Raw genomic sequence first — 16,919 nt, forward strand, 5'->3', positions numbered from 1 at the left:
TTCGTTAGCTGAGACGTTGCGGACCGGCGCGGATACCCTGCGCCTGACTTATCCAGGCCGGGATGCTAAATGCGGTTTGTGGCGCAAAATACGCCAGGGAGAGGCGGCGAACAATCGCCGGCGGCGTGCCCTCCTGCGTGAGCATCGCGCTGAGCGTATTCAGTAAGGCGATATGATGCGCCTGTAATGGCGACGGCGCGTCGGCAACGGGCAGCGTTTGCGGCACCATTGCAAAAGAAAGGTGGCGAATCACCGTGCGAATAGCGTGCTGATGCCAGTAATCTACGGTGAAATTGGGACGACGGTTAGAGGCTTCTAACAGCGCAAGATGGCTAAAGTTAACTTTAGACGCGGTGCTGGCGGTCGTCCTTGCAGGTGTATTGGTTTCGGCGGCGTTACTGAGCGCGGGCAAACCAAAACTCGCCGCGACCATCCCTAATAAGAGATGCGGCCAGAAGTATCGTCTGCCTAACTGTCGCCAGCGCGTCAGTATTCCACTCACGTCATTGCCACCTGATATGCCCCTCATGGGCTTACGGAATCAAAACAATTTGCGCACAAATCTTATCATTAAAGCGTACGCGCTACAGCAGTAATGACGAGAAGCTAAGGTGAAAATCGGCTAAGAAAACAGCGAACGCGCCGTGTTTCCATTTAACCCTGTCAAAATGGCTGTATTAAGGAAAGCGCAGATAAAGAATAGTAAAAAAAACGACTGGCCCACCTGGCCGGAGAGAGTGCCAGGTTAACCAGTCGAATTTTATACGACAGCGTATGTCGTTATGCCAGTACCGTCGAAGGCGCTTTGAAAGCCAACGGCAGTTCTGCGTCGTCCTGGAAGGTCACAAATTCCCAGGCTTCCTGTTTTGCCAGGACTGCCTGTAACAATTTGTTATTCAATGCGTGACCGGATTTATACGCGGTAAACGCACCAATAATATTGTGACCACACATGAACAAGTCACCGATCGCGTCAAGCATTTTGTGACGAACGAATTCATCTTCAAAACGCAGGCCGTCTTCGTTCAATACGCGATAATCGTCAACAACGATGGCACAATCGAAGCTGCCGCCCAGGCACAGGCCGCGGGACTGCAGATATTCGATATCACGCATAAAACCGAAGGTACGCGCACGGCTGATCTGGCGCATGAACGCATCCGCAGAGAAGTTCATCGCGTAGCGCTGGCTGCTGGAATCGATCGCCGGATGGTTAAAGTCGATGGTGAAATCCAACGTAAAACCATTGTACGGTCTGAATTCAGCCCATTTATCGCCATCTTCAACCCGAACAGTCTCTTTGATGCGTACGAATTTTTTGGCGCAGTTCAGTTCATCAATACCGGCATCAAGCAGCAGGTAGACAAACGGAGCGGCACTGCCATCCATGATCGGGATTTCCGGGGCATTAACCTCAATAACGATGTTATCGATACCTAAGCCCGCCAGAGCAGCGTTCAGATGCTCAACGGTTGAAATCCGTACATCATGCTCATTCACCAGACACGTACAGAGCATGGTATCACGCACAGATTTGGCATCGGCCGGGAAATCTACCGGTGGATTCAAGTCGGTGCGACGATAGATGACCCCGGTATTGGCCGGCGCAGGGCGTAATGTCAGGGTGACTTTTTTACCGGTGTGTAAACCGACGCCAGTCGCCTGAACGATACGTTTAAGTGTCCTTTGTTTGATCATCGTATAATCTCGCCAAATTACCTATCCAACCGAAGTGTACTATACATTCGGCGGGCCAGTTTAGCACAAAGAGCCCAGAATCCCAAATTCCAGCTAATTCTTAATCAGCTTGCTTACGCAGGAATGCGGGGATATCCAGATAATCCGGCTCTTTCGCCGCCTGTGGTGTATTGTCGTTAACCACTTTCGCGACCGTTTTTTGCTCCTGCGTCAGCGGCGCCATACCGTGCTGCTGATAACGATCCAACACCGGCTGCTGCACCTGTTTATTGGTGACCAGGGTGATTTCCGGACGTTTGTCCATACCAATACCGGTCGCCACTACCGTCACGCGCAGTTCATCATTCATATCCGGGTCCAGAGAGGTACCGATAACCACGGTGGCGTTATCCGACGCAAACGCGCGAATAGTGTTACCGACGGTTTCAAACTCGTCCAGACGCAGGTCGAAGCCCGCCGTAATGTTGACCAACACGCCGCGCGCGCCGGACAGGTCGATATCTTCCAGCAGCGGAGAAGAAATAGCCATTTCAGCCGCTTCTTCCGCACGGTCTTCACCGCTCGCCACGCCGGAGCCCATCATTGCGTAGCCCATTTCAGACATCACAGTACGCACGTCAGCAAAGTCGACGTTCATCAGGCCCGGGCGGGTGATCAGCTCTGCGATACCCTGAACCGCGCCTTTCAGCACGTCGTTAGCCGCGCCGAACGCGTCGAGCAGGGAGATACCACGGCCCAGCACTTTCAGCAGCTTGTCGTTCGGGATGGTGATCAACGAGTCCACATGCTTGGACAGCTCGGTGATACCCTGCTCCGCAAATGCCATGCGCTTTTTGCCTTCAAAATTGAAAGGCTTAGTCACCACGGCAACGGTCAGAATACCTAAATCTTTTGCCACTTCAGCAACCACTGGCGCCGCGCCGGTACCGGTACCGCCGCCCATGCCTGCCGCGATAAATACCATGTCTGCGCCTTCAAGCGCCGCACGCAGCGCTTCACGGTCTTCGTCCGCCGCGTTACGACCGACTTCCGGGTTAGCGCCGGCGCCCAGACCTTTGGTAATGCCGCTACCAATTTGAATGGTCTGGCCAACCGCCGTTTTACGCAACGCCTGAGCGTCGGTATTCACCGCGAAGAATTCAACACCTTCGATGCGCTCGCGCACCATGTGTTCAACAGCGTTACCGCCGCCACCACCGACGCCGATGACTTTAATCACCGCGTCGTTGGTTAGTTCCATAGGTTCAAACATAATCTCTCTCCGTCATGTGCCTGTCGCCTGAGGCCGTAATATCTGGCGGCCTCATAAAAAATTAAAACTCTTTTCGCAGCCAGCTATTAAGTCGCTTGATCCACGAGCCAACTGATGCCGTAACACGTTTTTCCACTTCTGCTTCACCGTTTAAGTGGGACTCTTTCCCGTAGTGAAGCAATCCCACCGCCGTTGAGTAATACGGCTCCTGGGCATAATCCGTCAGACCGGTGATATTCAGCGGCGCGCCGATACGCACCTGCGTATGAAACACGCGCTGAGCGCAAGCAGCAAGCCCTTCGATTTGCGCCGCTCCGCCGGTTAACACAATCCCCGCCGCCAGGTGATGTTTTACCCCTTGTTGGCGAAGCTGTTCCTGTAATTGCAATATCTCTTCGTTGACCAGATTGAGCAGCTCGGTGTAACGCGGCTCAATCACTTCCGCCAGCGTCTGACGTTGCAGGCTGCGCGGCGGACGCCCGCCTACGCTCGGTACTTCAACGCTCTCGTCTTTACCGACGATGGAACCCAGCGCGCAACCGTGGCGGACTTTAATGGCTTCAGCATCGCTCGGCGGCGTACCAAAGGCATAAGCGATATCGCTGGTCACCACGTTCCCCGCGTAAGGGATCACTTTGGTATGACGCAGCGCGCCGCCAGTATAAACGGCGATATCCATTGTACCACCGCCGATATCCACGACACAGACGCCCAGTTCACGTTCATCTTCCGTTAACACGGAATAACTGGCCGCCAGTCCGGCAAATATCAGTTGGTCAACTTTCAGACCACAACGTTCAACAGCTTTGACAATGTTTTTTGCCATATCGTTGTGGCAGGTAATCAAATGTACTTTCGCCTGCATACGCACGCCGGAAAGACCGACCGGATTTTTAATGCCTTCCTGGTAGTCAATGGCGTACTCCTGAGGAATCACATGCAGCACGCGATGTTCATCGCGCACGCGCACTGACTTCGCAGTATGCACGACGTTTTCCACATCTTCCTGCGTCACTTCCTCTTCGGAAATGGGCACCATACCAATTTCATTCTGACAGCTAATATGTTTGCCGGAAAGCGCCAGATATACCGAGGAGATCTGGCAATCAGCCATCAATTCCGCCTGGTCAATGGCGCGCTGAACGCATTTCACCACTGACTCAAGGTCATTCACCCCGCCTTTATCCATACCCCGCGATGGGCAACTGCCCACGCCAATGATATTGACCATACCGTCGGGCAGAACTTCCCCTACTAAAGCGGCAACCTTCGCGGTGCCAATCTCCAGTCCTACTACCAGTTTTCTGTCCGTCGCCTTGATCATTGTTGTTCTGCCTGTGCCTGATTCTGTTGCTGATTAGATTCCTCAGGGGGGAGCGGCGCCCAGCCAACTGCCGCACCTGAGTCATAACGCAAATCAACGTAGCTAATCCGTTTGCCATCGGTTTGCGCCTGCTGCTGTAAAACCGGATAGAGTTCTACAAAGCGAGCCAACCTTTTCATCGTATCGCCCCTGCCGAGATTGAGCTTAATGCCGTTATTAAGCGTCAATTGCCAGGAGCGACGTGCGGTCATCGCCGCTTCCTTTAGAGTGAATTTATCCTTAGCCAGCACCTGCCCCATCTCGCGGTATCCCTGCAACACTTCACTCGCGCTGCCTTCCGGGCCATACAACATGGGTAAAACCTGTTTGCCGATGCGGTCTGACGGCACGCTGAAGGTGTTCCCTTCAGCATCGACCATATGTTGATCATTCCAACGCGCAATCGGCACATATTCAACCAGATGAATCTTCAATTCATCAGGCCACTGTTTTCTGACGCTGGCCTGTTTAATCCACGGCAAACGCTCAATCTGGCTCTGGATAATGTTCACATCCTGCGTCATGAAGGTTCCCGGCGCGCCCAGAGCCAGTATCGCCTGACGGATATCATCGTTACGCGTGTAGTGACGCTCGCCGGTTAATACCAGCTTTGATAACGGTAAACGCTGCGCATCTTCCATCCACCCTAACACGACCCACCCGCTAACAAACACGGTGCACAGTACCGTCAGCAGGAATAAAATTCCTGCAAGACGCGTTCCATTATTGCGGCGTGAAGAAGGCGTCTCTTCATCACTGTTTCGCGTGTTCAGCGCAGCCTGCGACATATCAGTCCGCCAACTCCAGAATTCGTACCACTAACTGCGAGAAGCTCATTCCCGCCTGACGCGCCGCCATCGGCACCAGACTATGGCTGGTCATCCCCGGAGAAGTATTGGCTTCCAGCAGATAAAACTGACCATCGCTGTCCAGCATGACGTCAATACGCCCCCATCCCGTGCAGCCTAAAGCTTTCCATGCCTGCAGGACGAGAGACTGTAGCGCGGCTTCCTGGGACGCTTCTAAACCGGCAGGGCAGAAATACTGAGTCTCATCAGAGAGATACTTCGCCTCATAATCATAGAAGGTTCCTGCCGGTTGGATACGAATTGACGGTAAAATTTCTTCGCCAACTATCGCCACCGTAAATTCCGGACCGCACAGCCATTTCTCAACCAGTACTTCGTCATCATGCTGAAAAGCCAATGATAACGCACCCTGTAAAGCATTTTCTTCTACTACTTTCGTCATACCGACGCTGGAGCCTTCACGGCTGGGTTTGACAATTAGCGGTAAACCCAGCGCCGAAATTCGCGCTTTTTGTTCTTCGCTAAGGCCTTTTTCAAACTCAGCGCGCGTCAGCGCGACCCACGGCGCAACCGGTAAGCCTGCGCCCTGCCACAGCAATTTACTGCGCAGTTTATCCATTGAAAGCGCCGAGGCCATCACACCGCTGCCGGTATAAGGCAGGCCGAGCAGTTCAAGCATTCCCTGTAAGGTGCCATCTTCACCGCCGCGGCCATGCAACGCAATAAAGACCTTCTGAAAGCCCATTGCTTTAAGCTGCGCGACATCGACCTCTTGCGGATCGACGGGATGCGCATCAATGCCGCCTTCACGTAACCCGGCCAACACTGCCGCGCCGGAATTTAACGAAACGTCCCGCTCCGCAGAGGTTCCGCCCAACAGGACCGCGATTTTATCAGCCATGTTGTTCTTCCTCCTGGATTTGCGGCTTCAGCTTGATTTCAGATAAGTAACGCGCAATTTTGCCAACATTTCCTGCGCCTTGCACTAATATCAAGTCGTTACCCGTCAGCACCGGCGCTAACATTGTCGCAACCTGAGCCGGATCGGAAACCAGAATCGGGTCAATTTTTCCCCGATTACGAATCGTGCGACATAAAGAGCGGCTATCCGCGCCCGGAATCGGCGCTTCGCCCGCCGGGTAAACGTCCAGCATCAGCAGCGCATCAACCTGGGTCAGCACATTGGCGAAATCGTCATACAGATCGCGCGTGCGCGTGTAACGGTGCGGCTGAAACAGCATCACCAGGTTTTTATCCGGCCACCCTGCTCGCGCAGCTTTAATGGTGGCGTCTACTTCGGTCGGATGATGGCCATAGTCATCCACCAGCATCGCCGTCCCGGCTTTACCATTCACCGGCTCAAGCGGGAACTCGCCGAGGAAGTCAAAACGACGCCCGGTCCCCTGGAAGCTTTCCAGCGCGCGCAGGATAGCGTCATCGTCGATGCCTTCTTCGGTCGCTACCGCCACTGCCGCGGCGGCATTCAGGGCATTGTGGCGACCCGGCGCATTCAACGTGACATGCAGATCCGGCATTCCCTGGCGCAACAGCGTAAAGTGCCCCTGCGGCCCAATCTGCTGATAATCTTCTACGCGGACGTCAGCATCCTCGCTAAAGCCATACGTCGTGATCTGACGCCCCACCCGCGGCAGCAACTCGCGGATGACCGGATCGTCGACGCACATTACCGCGCGACCGTAGAACGGCAGGTTATGCAGGAAGTTAATAAACGTCTGCTTTAAATTTTCAAAGTCGCCATGATAGGTATCCATATGGTCGGCTTCGATGTTAGTGACGATCGCGACCATCGGCTGCAAATGCAGGAAGGACGCGTCGCTCTCATCTGCCTCGGCAATCAGGTAACGACTATGGCCCAGACGCGCATGAACGCCTGCGGCTTTCACCAGTCCGCCATTCACGAAAGTCGGGTCCAGCCCCGCTTCGGCATAAATACTGGACACCATCGCGGTCGTTGTGGTTTTTCCGTGCGTCCCGGCAATGGCGATGCCGTGGCGAAAACGCATCAGTTCCGCCAGCATTTCCGCACGGCGAATAACCGGAATACGCGCTTCATGCGCCGCGACAATTTCCGGGTTATCCGCGGAAATTGCGCTGGAAACGACGACCACGCTGGCATCACGCACATTTTCCGGACGATGATTAAAGAAAATCGTCGCCCCCAGGCTCGTCAACTGCTGGGTCACCGGATTCGGCGCTAAATCGGAACCACTGATCTGATACCCTTCATTGGCCAGAACTTCGGCAATACCGCCCATACCAGCACCACCGATGCCGACAAAGTGAATGTGCCGAACGCGACGCATTTCGGGCACGATGGAACGCAGTTTTGCCAGTTGTTGTGTATTCATTCTTTACGCCATTAACTCCAATACCCGCCATACTTCAAATTGCAGATGCGTTGGCTTGCCTGCAACCCAAATTATTGAGGGTAGAAAAACCCTGCGATGCAAAAGGCACCGCCACAAATTATGTCCGGGCAACCCGGCTGACTTCACTGGCGACGCGTTCGGTAGCATCCGGAATGGATACCGCGCGGGCACGCTCCGCCATGGTTAACAACGCCTCGCGCGACCACCCCGCCAGGGTGTCGGCGACAGCCTCTACAGTAAACTGCGGCTGCTCAAAAATCTTAGCTGCGCCGGCGTTTTCTAACGGCAGCGCATTCCAGTACTGCTGCCTGTCTTTATGCTGAAACGGCACGAATATCGCCGGTAATCCGGCGGCGGCGATCTCGCTCACCGTTAAAGCGCCGGAACGACATACCACCACATCCGCCCACGCATAGGCGGCGGCCATGTCATCGATAAATTCCGTTACCTTATGTTGCGGTTGTCCCGCCCCGGCATATGCCTGCTCTACCGTGAGCTGCGCGCCTTTTCCGCTTTGATGCCAGATTGTAACCGTATCGCCCAGTCTGGCGGCAACCTGCGGCATCGTCTGGTTCAGGACTCGCGCCCCCTGAGAACCGCCGACCACCAACACGCGAATCGGACCGTCACGACCGGCCAGACGCACCTGCGGCAACGGCAACGCCAGTACGTCGGTACGCACCGGGTTACCCACCACTTCCGCGTTCGGGAACGCACCGGGAAACGCCTGCATCACCGTGGTCGCGATTTTGGCCAGCCACTGATTGGTTAGTCCGGCGATACCGTTTTGCTCATGCAAGACGACCGGAATACCCAATGACCAGGCGGCAAGACCGCCGGGGCCGGAAACATAACCGCCCATTCCCAGCACGACATCCGGCTTAAACCGCTTCATGATCGCCCGCGCCTGCCGCCAGGCGTTAAAAATCCGCAGCGGCGCCGCCAGAAGCGCTTTTACGCCTTTGCCGCGCAGACCGGAGATCCGAATAAAGTCAATATCGATGCCATGCTTCGGCACTAAATCCGCTTCCATACGATCGGCGGTACCCAGCCAGCGAACCTGCCAGCCCTGGGCCATTAAATGATGCGCAACGGCCAGTCCCGGGAACACGTGCCCGCCGGTACCGCCCGCCATCACCATTAACCGCTTCGGTTGACCACTCATCGAGAACCTCGTGTAAACGCCTGCGCTTTTTCCAGACGCGTTTCATAATCAATACGTAATAAAAACATAATGGCCGTCGACATAATCAACAGACTCGACCCGCCATAACTGATCAGCGGCAGCGTAAGACCTTTGGTCGGCAGCATCCCCGCGGCCGCGCCAACGTTTACCAGCGCCTGGAAACTAAACCAAATACCGATAGAACACGCTAAAAATCCGGAAAAACGGTGGTCAATCTCCAATGCCTTACGGCCAATCGACATCGCGCGAAAAGCGACGAAGAATACCATTAAAAGCGCCAATACCACACCGATATAACCCAGTTCTTCCCCAATAATGGCGAAGATGAAATCGGTGTGCGCCTCCGGCAAATACTCCAGTTTCTGCACCGAATTCCCCAGCCCTTGCCCCCATATCTCACCGCGACCAAAAGCCATCAGCGACTGCGTCAGCTGATAACCGCTGCCGAACGGATCTTCCCAGGGGTTCCAGAACGAGGTAACGCGGCGAATACGATACGGTTCGGCGAGGATTAACAGAATCACCGCCGAGATGCCCATCCCGATAATGGCGATGAACTGCCATAATTTCGCCCCGGCGAGAAACAGCATCGCCAGCGTGGTGACAAACAGTACGACCACCGTCCCGAGGTCAGGTTGCGCCAGCAGTAACACCGCCAGCACCAGAATCACGCCCATTGGTTTTAAAAAGCCGCGCAGGTTATTTCGCACCTCATCAACCTTACGCACCAGATAGTTCGCGAGGTAGCAGAACAGCGACAGCTTGGTAAACTCCGCAGGCTGAATACGCAGCGGCCCCAGCGCAATCCAGCGCGACGCCCCGTTGACCGAGCTCCCGACGACCAGCACGATAAGCAGCATAATGATCGACGCAATCAGCATCGTCGTGCTGTATTTTTGCCAGAAGGTCATGGGCAAACGTAGCGTGACCATCGCCAGACAAAATGCCAGGAAGATATAGAGCGCATCACGTTTGGCAAACAAAAACGGATCGTTCGCCAGGCGCTGCCCGACTGGCATGGAGGCCGACGTCACCATGACAAAACCAATCGCCGCCAGCCCGAAGGTCAGCCATAGCAGCGTGCGGTCATACATGATCAGACTGTCGGCGTCTTTATCGCGCGAAGCCATCACCCAGCCTTTAAGCGCCGCAAACAGCCAGGCCAGGAGGCCAAAGCCTGGTACGCGCGGCATTCTCAGACGGGGGAGAGATAAACGCATCAACCTAACTCCTTCGCCAGACGGGTAAAGACATCGCCCCGTTGCTCAAAATTTTTAAACTGATCGAGGCTGGCGCAGGCGGGCGACAACAGCACCATATCACCCGGCTGAACGCGCGGCGCCAGCAAACGCATCGCCTCTTCCATCGTCTCAGTCTGTTGGGCGATTTCCGGACGCAGTGCGGCAAGCTGCGCGCCATCGCGCCCAAAGCAATACAGGCGGATACGGTCGCCGATCAGATAGCGCGCCAGCGGAGAAAAGTCTGCCGACTTACCGTCGCCGCCCAGCAGCAGATGTAACGTACCGTCCACATGCAAACCGTTTAGCGCCGCTTCGGTACTGCCGACGTTGGTCGCTTTCGAGTCATTGATCCAACGTACGCCGTTATGCTCCAACGCCAGCTGGAAGCGATGCGCCAGACCGGTAAATGTCGTCAACGCCTTCAAACTGCTGGCGCGCGGCAAACCTACGGCATCCGCCAGCGCCAGCGCCGCTAACGCATTGGTATAGTTATGCTGACCGGAAAGCTTCATCTCTTTCACGTTCAGCACCTTCTCGCCTTTGACTCGCAGCCAGGTTTCGCCCTGCTGACGATTAAGGTGATAATCACCCATATTGACGCCAAAGCTGACGCAGCGTTCATCGGCCCCGCGTACCGGCATCGTCAACGCGTCATCGGCATTCACTACGCACACTTTCGCCTTCTCGTAGATGCGCAGTTTCGCCGCCCGGTACTGTTGCAAACCAAACGGATATCGGTCCATATGATCTTCAGTGACGTTGAGCACCGTTGCCGCCGCCGCTTGCAAACTTGAGGTAGTTTCCAGTTGGAAACTGGATAATTCCAGCACGTACAATTCGCGATCGGCATCCAACAGCATCAGCGCCGGAAGACCGATATTGCCGCCAACGCCGACATTGACGCCCGCCGCTTTCGCCATCTCGCCCACTAAGGTGGTCACGGTGCTTTTGCCGTTCGAGCCGGTGATGGCCACAATCGGCGCTTGCGCTTCGCGGCAAAACAGTTCGATATCGCCGACAATTTCCACTCCAGCGCTGGCGGCAGCGCTAAGAGAGGGATGCGCCAGGGCGATGCCAGGGCTGGCGACGATTAAATCCGCCGCTAAGAGCCACTCGTCGTTCAGGCCGCCAACGTGACGCTCAACCTCTTGCGGCAGCTTATCCAGACCCGGCGGCGTCACGCGAGTATCCATCACCCGCGGCGTCACGCCGCGGGCAAGGAAAAAGTCCACGCAAGAGAGTCCGGTTAAGCCCAGACCGATAATGACGACGTTTTTGTCCTGGTAATCAGCCATGATTAACGTACCTTCAGCGTTGCCAGGCCAATCAGCACCAGCATCAGCGAAATAATCCAGAAGCGCACAATCACGCGCGGTTCCGGCCAGCCTTTCAGTTCATAGTGGTGATGGATAGGCGCCATACGGAAAATACGCTGTCCGCGTAGTTTAAAGGAACCCACCTGCAGGATGACCGACAGAGTTTCCACCACAAAGACGCCGCCCATGATCACCAGCAGGAACTCCTGACGCAGCAGCACGGCGATAATGCCCAACGCGCCGCCCAACGCCAGCGATCCGACATCGCCCATAAAAACCTGCGCCGGATAGGTGTTAAACCACAAAAATCCTAATCCCGCGCCGACAATCGCCGTACAGACAATCACCAGCTCGCCCGCATGGCGTAAATACGGAATATGCAGGTAATTGGCGAAGTTCATGTTCCCGGTCGCCCAGGCCACCAGCGCAAAGCCGGCAGCAACGAAAACAGTCGGCATAATCGCCAGACCATCAAGCCCGTCGGTCAGGTTTACGGCGTTACCCGTACCGACGATGACAAAGTAGGACAGCAAAATGTAAAACAGCCCCAATTGCGGCATAACATCTTTAAAGAACGGCACCACCAGTTGGGTCGCGGGCGTGTCTTTCCCGACGAGATAAAGCGCAAAGGCCACGCCGAGCGCGATAACCGACATCCAGAAATATTTCCAGCGCGCAATCAGCCCTTTGGTATCTTTCCGCACCACTTTGCGGTAGTCATCGACAAAACCGATAATGCCGTAGCCAATCAATACCACCAGCACGCACCAGACGTACGGGTTAGACGGGTAAGCCCATAACAGAACGGAAATCACAATCGCCGTCAGGATCATGATGCCGCCCATCGTCGGCGTACCGCGTTTACTGAAGTGCGATTCCGGGCCATCGTTACGTACCACCTGGCCAAAAGAGAGTTTTTGCAGACGAGCGATCATACGCGGGCCCATCCATAAAGAGATGAACAGCGCGGTCAACAGGCTGACGATGGCGCGAAACGTCAGATAAGAAAAGACGTTAAAGCCGGAATAATATTTGACCAAATGCTCGGCCAGCCAAACTAACATGAACCTTTCTCCTGTAACGCATGAACCACATCTTCCATCGCGGCGCTGCGTGATCCTTTCACTAAAATAGTCATCATTGGTTGCTCCTGAAGCAGAGCGTGTAAACGCGCAATGAGCGCGGCTTTATCGGCAAAATGTTCGCCGACGCCGCTGGCGTGGCTGATAGCCTGACTGAGTTTTCCGGTGCTTAACACGCGATCAATACCCGCCGCTTTTGCGGCCTCGCCAACCTGGAGGTGGCACGCTTCGCTTTCTGCGCCCAGCTCGGCCATATCGCCTACCACCAGCACGCGGTAGCCGGGCATTTCAGAAAGGACCTGCACTGCGGCGGTCATCGAACCGACGTTGGCGTTATAAGCGTCATCCAGTACCAGTTGGTTTTCACTTAGCTGAATCGGGAACAGACGCCCGGGTACAGCTTTTAACGCCGCCAGCCCTGCTTTAACCGCCGTCAGCGTCGCCCCCACCGCCATTGATAAAGCAGCGGCCGCCAGCGCGTTGGCAATATTGTGCCGCCCCGGCAACGGCAGCAGCACATCAATGCTGCCCATCGGCGTTTGCAGGGTAAATTCGGTACCGTGTGACGTCACGTGGATATTCGCAGCGGTAAAGTCGCTGTTTGCCGCATTCGGCGAAAAGCGCCACACCTGACGATCGCCAATAATGCTTTGCCAGTTCAGCCAGTCATTATTATCGGCATTCATAATCGCGATACCGTTCTCAGGCAAACCGGTATAGATTTCGCCTTTCGCTTTCGCCACGCCGGCCAACGAGCCGAAACCTTCCAGATGCGCCGCCGCCAGGTTATTGACCAGCGCCGCTTCCGGGCGCGTCAGGCTAACGGTCCAGGCGATTTCTCCCTGGTGGTTAGCGCCTAACTCGATTACCGCATAGTCATAATCATGGTTTAAGCGCAGCAGCGTTATCGGCACGCCGATGTCGTTGTTAAAATTGCCTGCGGTATACAGAGTATTTCCGCACTGGCTAAGAATCGCGGCGGTCATCTCTTTGACCGAGGTTTTGCCGGACGAACCGGTTAACGCCACCACCCGCGCCGGTACCTGCATACGTACCCAGGCGGCCAGTTGGCCAAATGCCTGACGCGTGTCTTTTACAATCACCTGCGGAAGATCGATATCCAGAGGACGACTGACCAGCAGAGCGCCAGCGCCGTTCGCTTTTGCTTTATCAGCAAAATCATGCGCATCAAAGCGTTCCCCTTTCAGCGCCACGAACAGGCATCCCGGCGTCACTTTCCGTGTGTCGGTAATGACCGTATCGAGCGTGAGATCCGCCCCGCGGTGTTCGGCGCCAAGGACATCGGCAATTTTGCTGAGCGTTACGCTAATCATGCGATCACCCCCAGCAAACGCGCTGCGGTCACGCGGTCTGAATAATCAAGACGCTGCGTGCCGACAATCTGGTAATCCTCGTGCCCTTTACCTGCAATCAGCACGACGTCATTGTCTTTTGCCTGCATAATGGCATTGGTTACCGCCTCAGCGCGGCCTTCCATTACCCTGACCTGCCCGGCGTCCAGCATTCCGGCCAGAATATCGTTGATAATGGCGCGCGGCTCCTCGGTACGCGGGTTATCGTCAGTCACCACGACGATATCCGCGAATTCTTCGGCAATGGCCCCCATGAGTGGGCGCTTACCTTTGTCACGATCCCCGCCACAGCCAAAGACGCACCACAATTTTCCGGCGCAGTGCAGGCGCGCCGCCTGCAACGCTTTTTCCAGCGCATCCGGCGTGTGCGCGTAATCCACCACCACCGTCGGTTTGCCTGGCGCAGTGAATACTTCCATACGTCCGCAAACCGGCTGCAAACGCGCGGCGGTTTTCAGCAAATCCGTTAACGGATAGCCCAGCGCCAGTAGCGTCGCCAATGCCAGCAGTAAGTTGCTGACGTTAAACGCGCCCATCAGGCGGCTTTCGATTTCGCCTTCACCCCAGCTTGAAGCAAAACGAATCGTCGCTCCGCGGTCGTGGTAATCCACCGCCTCCGCTTTCAGCCAACGACCGTGACAGTTAGGGTTGATATGCCCTTCCATTGATACCGCGACCGCATCGGGTAGCGACGCCAGCCAGCGGCGTCCAACTTCATCATCGGCGTTGACGATTGCCTGACCGTGATGGTGGGTGGAATAAAGCATCCATTTTGCCGCCTCGTAATGCGCCATATCGCCATGATAGTCGAGATGGTCGCGGCTCAAATTAGTAAACACGGAGGCGGCAAATTTCAGCGCCGCCACGCGATGCTGCACCAGGCCGTGAGAAGAGACTTCCATCGCGCCGAAGGTCGCGCCCTGCGCAACCAGGCTGGCCAGCACATGCTGAACATCCACAGCGGAACCGGTTGTGTTCTCCGTCGGGATCACTTTACCCAACAGTCCGTTGCCTACCGTTCCCATCACTGCGCTGGTTTCGCCGAGCAACTGGCTCCACTGCGCCAGTAGTTGAGTAGTGGTGGTCTTGCCATTGGTGCCGGTCACCGCCACCAGACGCATGTTTTCAGATGGCTCATGGTAAAAGCGGCCCGCCAGCGCAGATAAACGCTCATTGAGCTGGCTGAGATAGACGACCGGTACGCCGTGCATTTCGCGAATCTCACCGTCGCTCGCCTCGTCTTTCGCCTCTGCAATAATGGCAGCTACGCCTTGCGCTATCGCCTGCGGGATATATCGACGCCCGTCCGCCTGATGACCCACCACTGCCACAAAGAGATCGCCCGCCGCAGCCACACGGCTGTCGAGCGTCATCTCTCGCAGTTCTCGCGCGGGTAGTCCAGCCACCCACGGAGCAAGAAGGTCGCGCAAATTACGATCTGCCACCTGTTCCCTCGCCTTGATTAATTACGAATTCATTTTTTTCGCCCGTTGTCAGCGCGTCCGGTTCGATGTTCATGGTGCGCAGAACGCCGCCCATGATGGCACCAAATACCGGCGCGGAAACGGCGCCGCCGTAGTATTTACCCGCCTGCGGATCGTTGATGACAACCACCAGCGCGAAGCGCGGCTGACTCGCAGGCGCGACGCCTGCGGTGTAAGCAATGTATTTGTTGATGTAGCGACCGTCCGGCCCCACTTTTTTCGCCGTACCGGTTTTAATCGCGATACGGTAGCCTTTAATTGCCGCCTTCACGCCGCCGCCGCCCGGCAGCGCCACGCTTTCCATCATATGCACCACGGTGCGTACGGTGGATTCAGGGAAGATGCGTTCGCCGGGTACAGGCGGATCAACTTTGGTAATCGACAGCGGGCGATAAATGCCATAGCTGCCGATCGTTGCATAGACTCGCGCTAACTGTAACGGCGTTACCATTAGCCCGTAGCCGAAAGAGAAGGTGGCCCTCTCTATGTCGGACCACCGTTGTTTTTGAGGATATAAGCCACTGCGTTCTCCGACCAACCCCAAATTGGTCGCCTTTCCTAGCCCAAAACGTGAGTAAGTATCTACTAACGCTGAGGACGGCATCGCTAACGCCAGTTTGGATACGCCGACGTTACTCGACTTCTGTAGAACCCCGGTCAGGGTTAATTCGCTGTAGCGCGCCACGTCTTTAATTTCGTGGCCGTTAATTCGGTATGGAACGGTATTCAACACCGTATTTTCGTTGACGATACCGCGCTGAAGCGCGGTCATCACCACCATCGGCTTAACCGTAGAACCCGGTTCAAACACGTCGGTGATGGTACGGTTACGCATCGCGTCTTTCGGCGTACCGGCAAGGTTGTTGGGGTTATAGGAAGGGCTATTCGCCATCGCCAGTACTTCACCGGTATTGACATCGACCAGCACCGCGCTACCGGATTCCGCCTTGTTAAACGCCACCGCGTTGTTCAGTTCGCGGTAAACCAGCGCCTGTAAGCGTTCATCAATGCTTAACGCCAGGTTGTGCGCTGCCTGACTGTCAGTGGAGGAGATATCCTCAATCACGCGACCATAGCGGTCTTTACGCACGATTCGCTCGCCAGGCTGACCGGTAAGCCACTTATCAAAGCTCTTTTCAACGCCTTCAATCCCCTGACTGTCGACGTTGGTAAAACCGATGAGGTGAGCGGTTACTTCTCCTGACGGGTAGTAGCGGCGGGACTCTTCACGCAAATGAATCCCCGGCAGTTTGAGTTTTTTGATGTAGTCCGCCATGTCAGGATTTACCTGGCGCGCCAGATAAATAAAACGCCCTTTCGGGTTGGCGTTGATACGGGCGGAGAGCTGATCGAGCGGAATATTGAGCGCAGTAGAAAGCGCTTTCCAGCGATCGCCGACGCTGATGCCGCCGGCGTCATGAACTTCTTTCGGGTCGGCCCAGATCGCCTTAACCGGTACGCTGACCGCCAGTGGACGCCCGGAACGGTCGGTAATCATACCGCGTGAGGTGGAGACTTCCTGAACACGCAGCGAACGCATATCGCCCTGACGCACCAGCATATCCGGGGCGATAATCTGTAGCCACGCCGCGCGTCCAAGTAAAAAAACCAGCGCCAGTAAAATACAGCCGCATAGCAACGCAAAACGCCAACTGATGAAGTTGGTCTGTTCTTCCTGGCGTTTCGATTTTTGCGTTTTTGCCGCTGCTTTCATGCGTCGCGTTT

Annotated in this window: 14 protein-coding genes; all 14 read right to left on the reverse strand. The window is 55.6% G+C overall.

All coding sequences use genetic code 11. From position 1 onward, the window contains the following. Positions 1-4 precede the first annotated feature (4 nt). The 14 genes from secM to ftsI all read right to left on the reverse strand — a co-directional run bounded on the left by secM (position 5) and on the right by ftsI (position 16,908). Positions 5-502, reverse strand: coding sequence for a secA translation cis-regulator SecM (gene secM / locus LCS67_RS18225; protein ID WP_023137252.1), 498 nt, complete (start codon positions 500-502; stop codon positions 5-7). A 278-nt stretch (positions 503-780) separates the two neighbouring features. Next, positions 781-1,698, reverse strand: a complete 918-nt coding sequence (lpxC, locus tag LCS67_RS18230; protein ID WP_000595487.1) for a UDP-3-O-acyl-N-acetylglucosamine deacetylase — start codon at positions 1,696-1,698, stop codon at positions 781-783. A gap of 100 nt (positions 1,699-1,798) precedes the next feature. Then, complete coding sequence (gene ftsZ, locus LCS67_RS18235) at positions 1,799-2,950, reverse strand: cell division protein FtsZ (RefSeq protein ID WP_000462785.1); 1,152 nt, start codon at positions 2,948-2,950, stop codon at positions 1,799-1,801. A 61-nt stretch (positions 2,951-3,011) separates the two neighbouring features. After that, on the reverse strand, positions 3,012-4,274 hold the full coding sequence (gene ftsA, locus LCS67_RS18240) for a cell division protein FtsA (RefSeq protein WP_000588463.1): 1,263 nt from the start codon (positions 4,272-4,274) through the stop codon (positions 3,012-3,014). Beyond that, positions 4,271-5,101 (reverse strand): cell division protein FtsQ, encoded by an 831-nt coding sequence (gene ftsQ / locus LCS67_RS18245; protein WP_000075728.1) that lies wholly within the window; start codon positions 5,099-5,101, stop codon positions 4,271-4,273. The genes ftsA and ftsQ overlap by 4 nt, the downstream gene beginning before the upstream one ends. A gap of 1 nt (position 5,102) precedes the next feature. After that, positions 5,103-6,023 carry a D-alanine--D-alanine ligase gene (locus LCS67_RS18250; RefSeq protein WP_000763897.1) on the reverse strand — a complete coding sequence of 307 codons (921 nt, stop codon included), beginning with the start codon at positions 6,021-6,023 and terminating at the stop codon, positions 5,103-5,105. After that, positions 6,016-7,491 (reverse strand): UDP-N-acetylmuramate--L-alanine ligase, encoded by a 1,476-nt coding sequence (gene murC, locus LCS67_RS18255; RefSeq protein ID WP_023213698.1) that lies wholly within the window; start codon positions 7,489-7,491, stop codon positions 6,016-6,018. The genes LCS67_RS18250 and murC overlap by 8 nt, the downstream gene beginning before the upstream one ends. Before the next feature lie 118 nt (positions 7,492-7,609). Continuing rightward, positions 7,610-8,677: an undecaprenyldiphospho-muramoylpentapeptide beta-N-acetylglucosaminyltransferase gene (gene murG / locus LCS67_RS18260; RefSeq protein ID WP_000016613.1), complete on the reverse strand. Its 1,068-nt coding sequence runs from the start codon at positions 8,675-8,677 to the stop codon at positions 7,610-7,612. Continuing rightward, positions 8,674-9,918: a cell division protein FtsW gene (gene ftsW, locus LCS67_RS18265; protein ID WP_001239803.1), complete on the reverse strand. Its 1,245-nt coding sequence runs from the start codon at positions 9,916-9,918 to the stop codon at positions 8,674-8,676. Before ftsW ends, murG begins: the two co-directional genes overlap by 4 nt. After that, on the reverse strand, positions 9,918-11,234 hold the full coding sequence (gene murD, locus LCS67_RS18270) for a UDP-N-acetylmuramoyl-L-alanine--D-glutamate ligase (RefSeq protein WP_031568139.1): 1,317 nt from the start codon (positions 11,232-11,234) through the stop codon (positions 9,918-9,920). Before murD ends, ftsW begins: the two co-directional genes overlap by 1 nt. Before the next feature lie 2 nt (positions 11,235-11,236). Further along, positions 11,237-12,319, reverse strand: coding sequence for a phospho-N-acetylmuramoyl-pentapeptide-transferase (mraY, locus tag LCS67_RS18275; RefSeq protein WP_000964138.1), 1,083 nt, complete (start codon positions 12,317-12,319; stop codon positions 11,237-11,239). After that, complete coding sequence (murF, locus tag LCS67_RS18280; protein ID WP_000626640.1) at positions 12,313-13,671, reverse strand: UDP-N-acetylmuramoyl-tripeptide--D-alanyl-D-alanine ligase; 1,359 nt, start codon at positions 13,669-13,671, stop codon at positions 12,313-12,315. The genes mraY and murF overlap by 7 nt, the downstream gene beginning before the upstream one ends. After that, positions 13,668-15,155, reverse strand: coding sequence for a UDP-N-acetylmuramoyl-L-alanyl-D-glutamate--2,6-diaminopimelate ligase (gene murE / locus LCS67_RS18285; RefSeq protein ID WP_023204299.1), 1,488 nt, complete (start codon positions 15,153-15,155; stop codon positions 13,668-13,670). Before murE ends, murF begins: the two co-directional genes overlap by 4 nt. Further along, positions 15,142-16,908, reverse strand: coding sequence for a peptidoglycan glycosyltransferase FtsI (gene ftsI / locus LCS67_RS18290; protein ID WP_000642236.1), 1,767 nt, complete (start codon positions 16,906-16,908; stop codon positions 15,142-15,144). The genes murE and ftsI overlap by 14 nt, the downstream gene beginning before the upstream one ends. Between the last annotated feature and the right edge of the window lie 11 nt (positions 16,909-16,919).

The sequence above is a fragment of the Salmonella sp. A7 genome (assembly GCF_020181675.1).
Lineage (GTDB): Bacteria > Pseudomonadota > Gammaproteobacteria > Enterobacterales > Enterobacteriaceae > Salmonella > Salmonella enterica.

Bases quoted from the DNA above. Each gene is read 5' to 3' on its own strand.
- mraY (WP_000964138.1), bottom strand. From the start codon at position 12,319: ATGTTAGTTTGGCTGGCCGAGCATTTGGTCAAATATTATTCCGGCTTT.
- ftsZ (WP_000462785.1), bottom strand. From the start codon at position 2,950: ATGTTTGAACCTATGGAACTAACCAACGACGCGGTGATTAAAGTCATC.
- murD (WP_031568139.1), bottom strand. From the start codon at position 11,234: ATGGCTGATTACCAGGACAAAAACGTCGTCATTATCGGTCTGGGCTTA.
- LCS67_RS18250 (WP_000763897.1), bottom strand. From the start codon at position 6,023: ATGGCTGATAAAATCGCGGTCCTGTTGGGCGGAACCTCTGCGGAGCGG.
- ftsI (WP_000642236.1), bottom strand. From the start codon at position 16,908: ATGAAAGCAGCGGCAAAAACGCAAAAATCGAAACGCCAGGAAGAACAG.
- ftsA (WP_000588463.1), bottom strand. From the start codon at position 4,274: ATGATCAAGGCGACGGACAGAAAACTGGTAGTAGGACTGGAGATTGGC.
- murF (WP_000626640.1), bottom strand. From the start codon at position 13,671: ATGATTAGCGTAACGCTCAGCAAAATTGCCGATGTCCTTGGCGCCGAA.
- ftsW (WP_001239803.1), bottom strand. From the start codon at position 9,918: ATGCGTTTATCTCTCCCCCGTCTGAGAATGCCGCGCGTACCAGGCTTT.
- lpxC (WP_000595487.1), bottom strand. From the start codon at position 1,698: ATGATCAAACAAAGGACACTTAAACGTATCGTTCAGGCGACTGGCGTC.
- murC (WP_023213698.1), bottom strand. From the start codon at position 7,491: ATGAATACACAACAACTGGCAAAACTGCGTTCCATCGTGCCCGAAATG.
- murG (WP_000016613.1), bottom strand. From the start codon at position 8,677: ATGAGTGGTCAACCGAAGCGGTTAATGGTGATGGCGGGCGGTACCGGC.
- ftsQ (WP_000075728.1), bottom strand. From the start codon at position 5,101: ATGTCGCAGGCTGCGCTGAACACGCGAAACAGTGATGAAGAGACGCCT.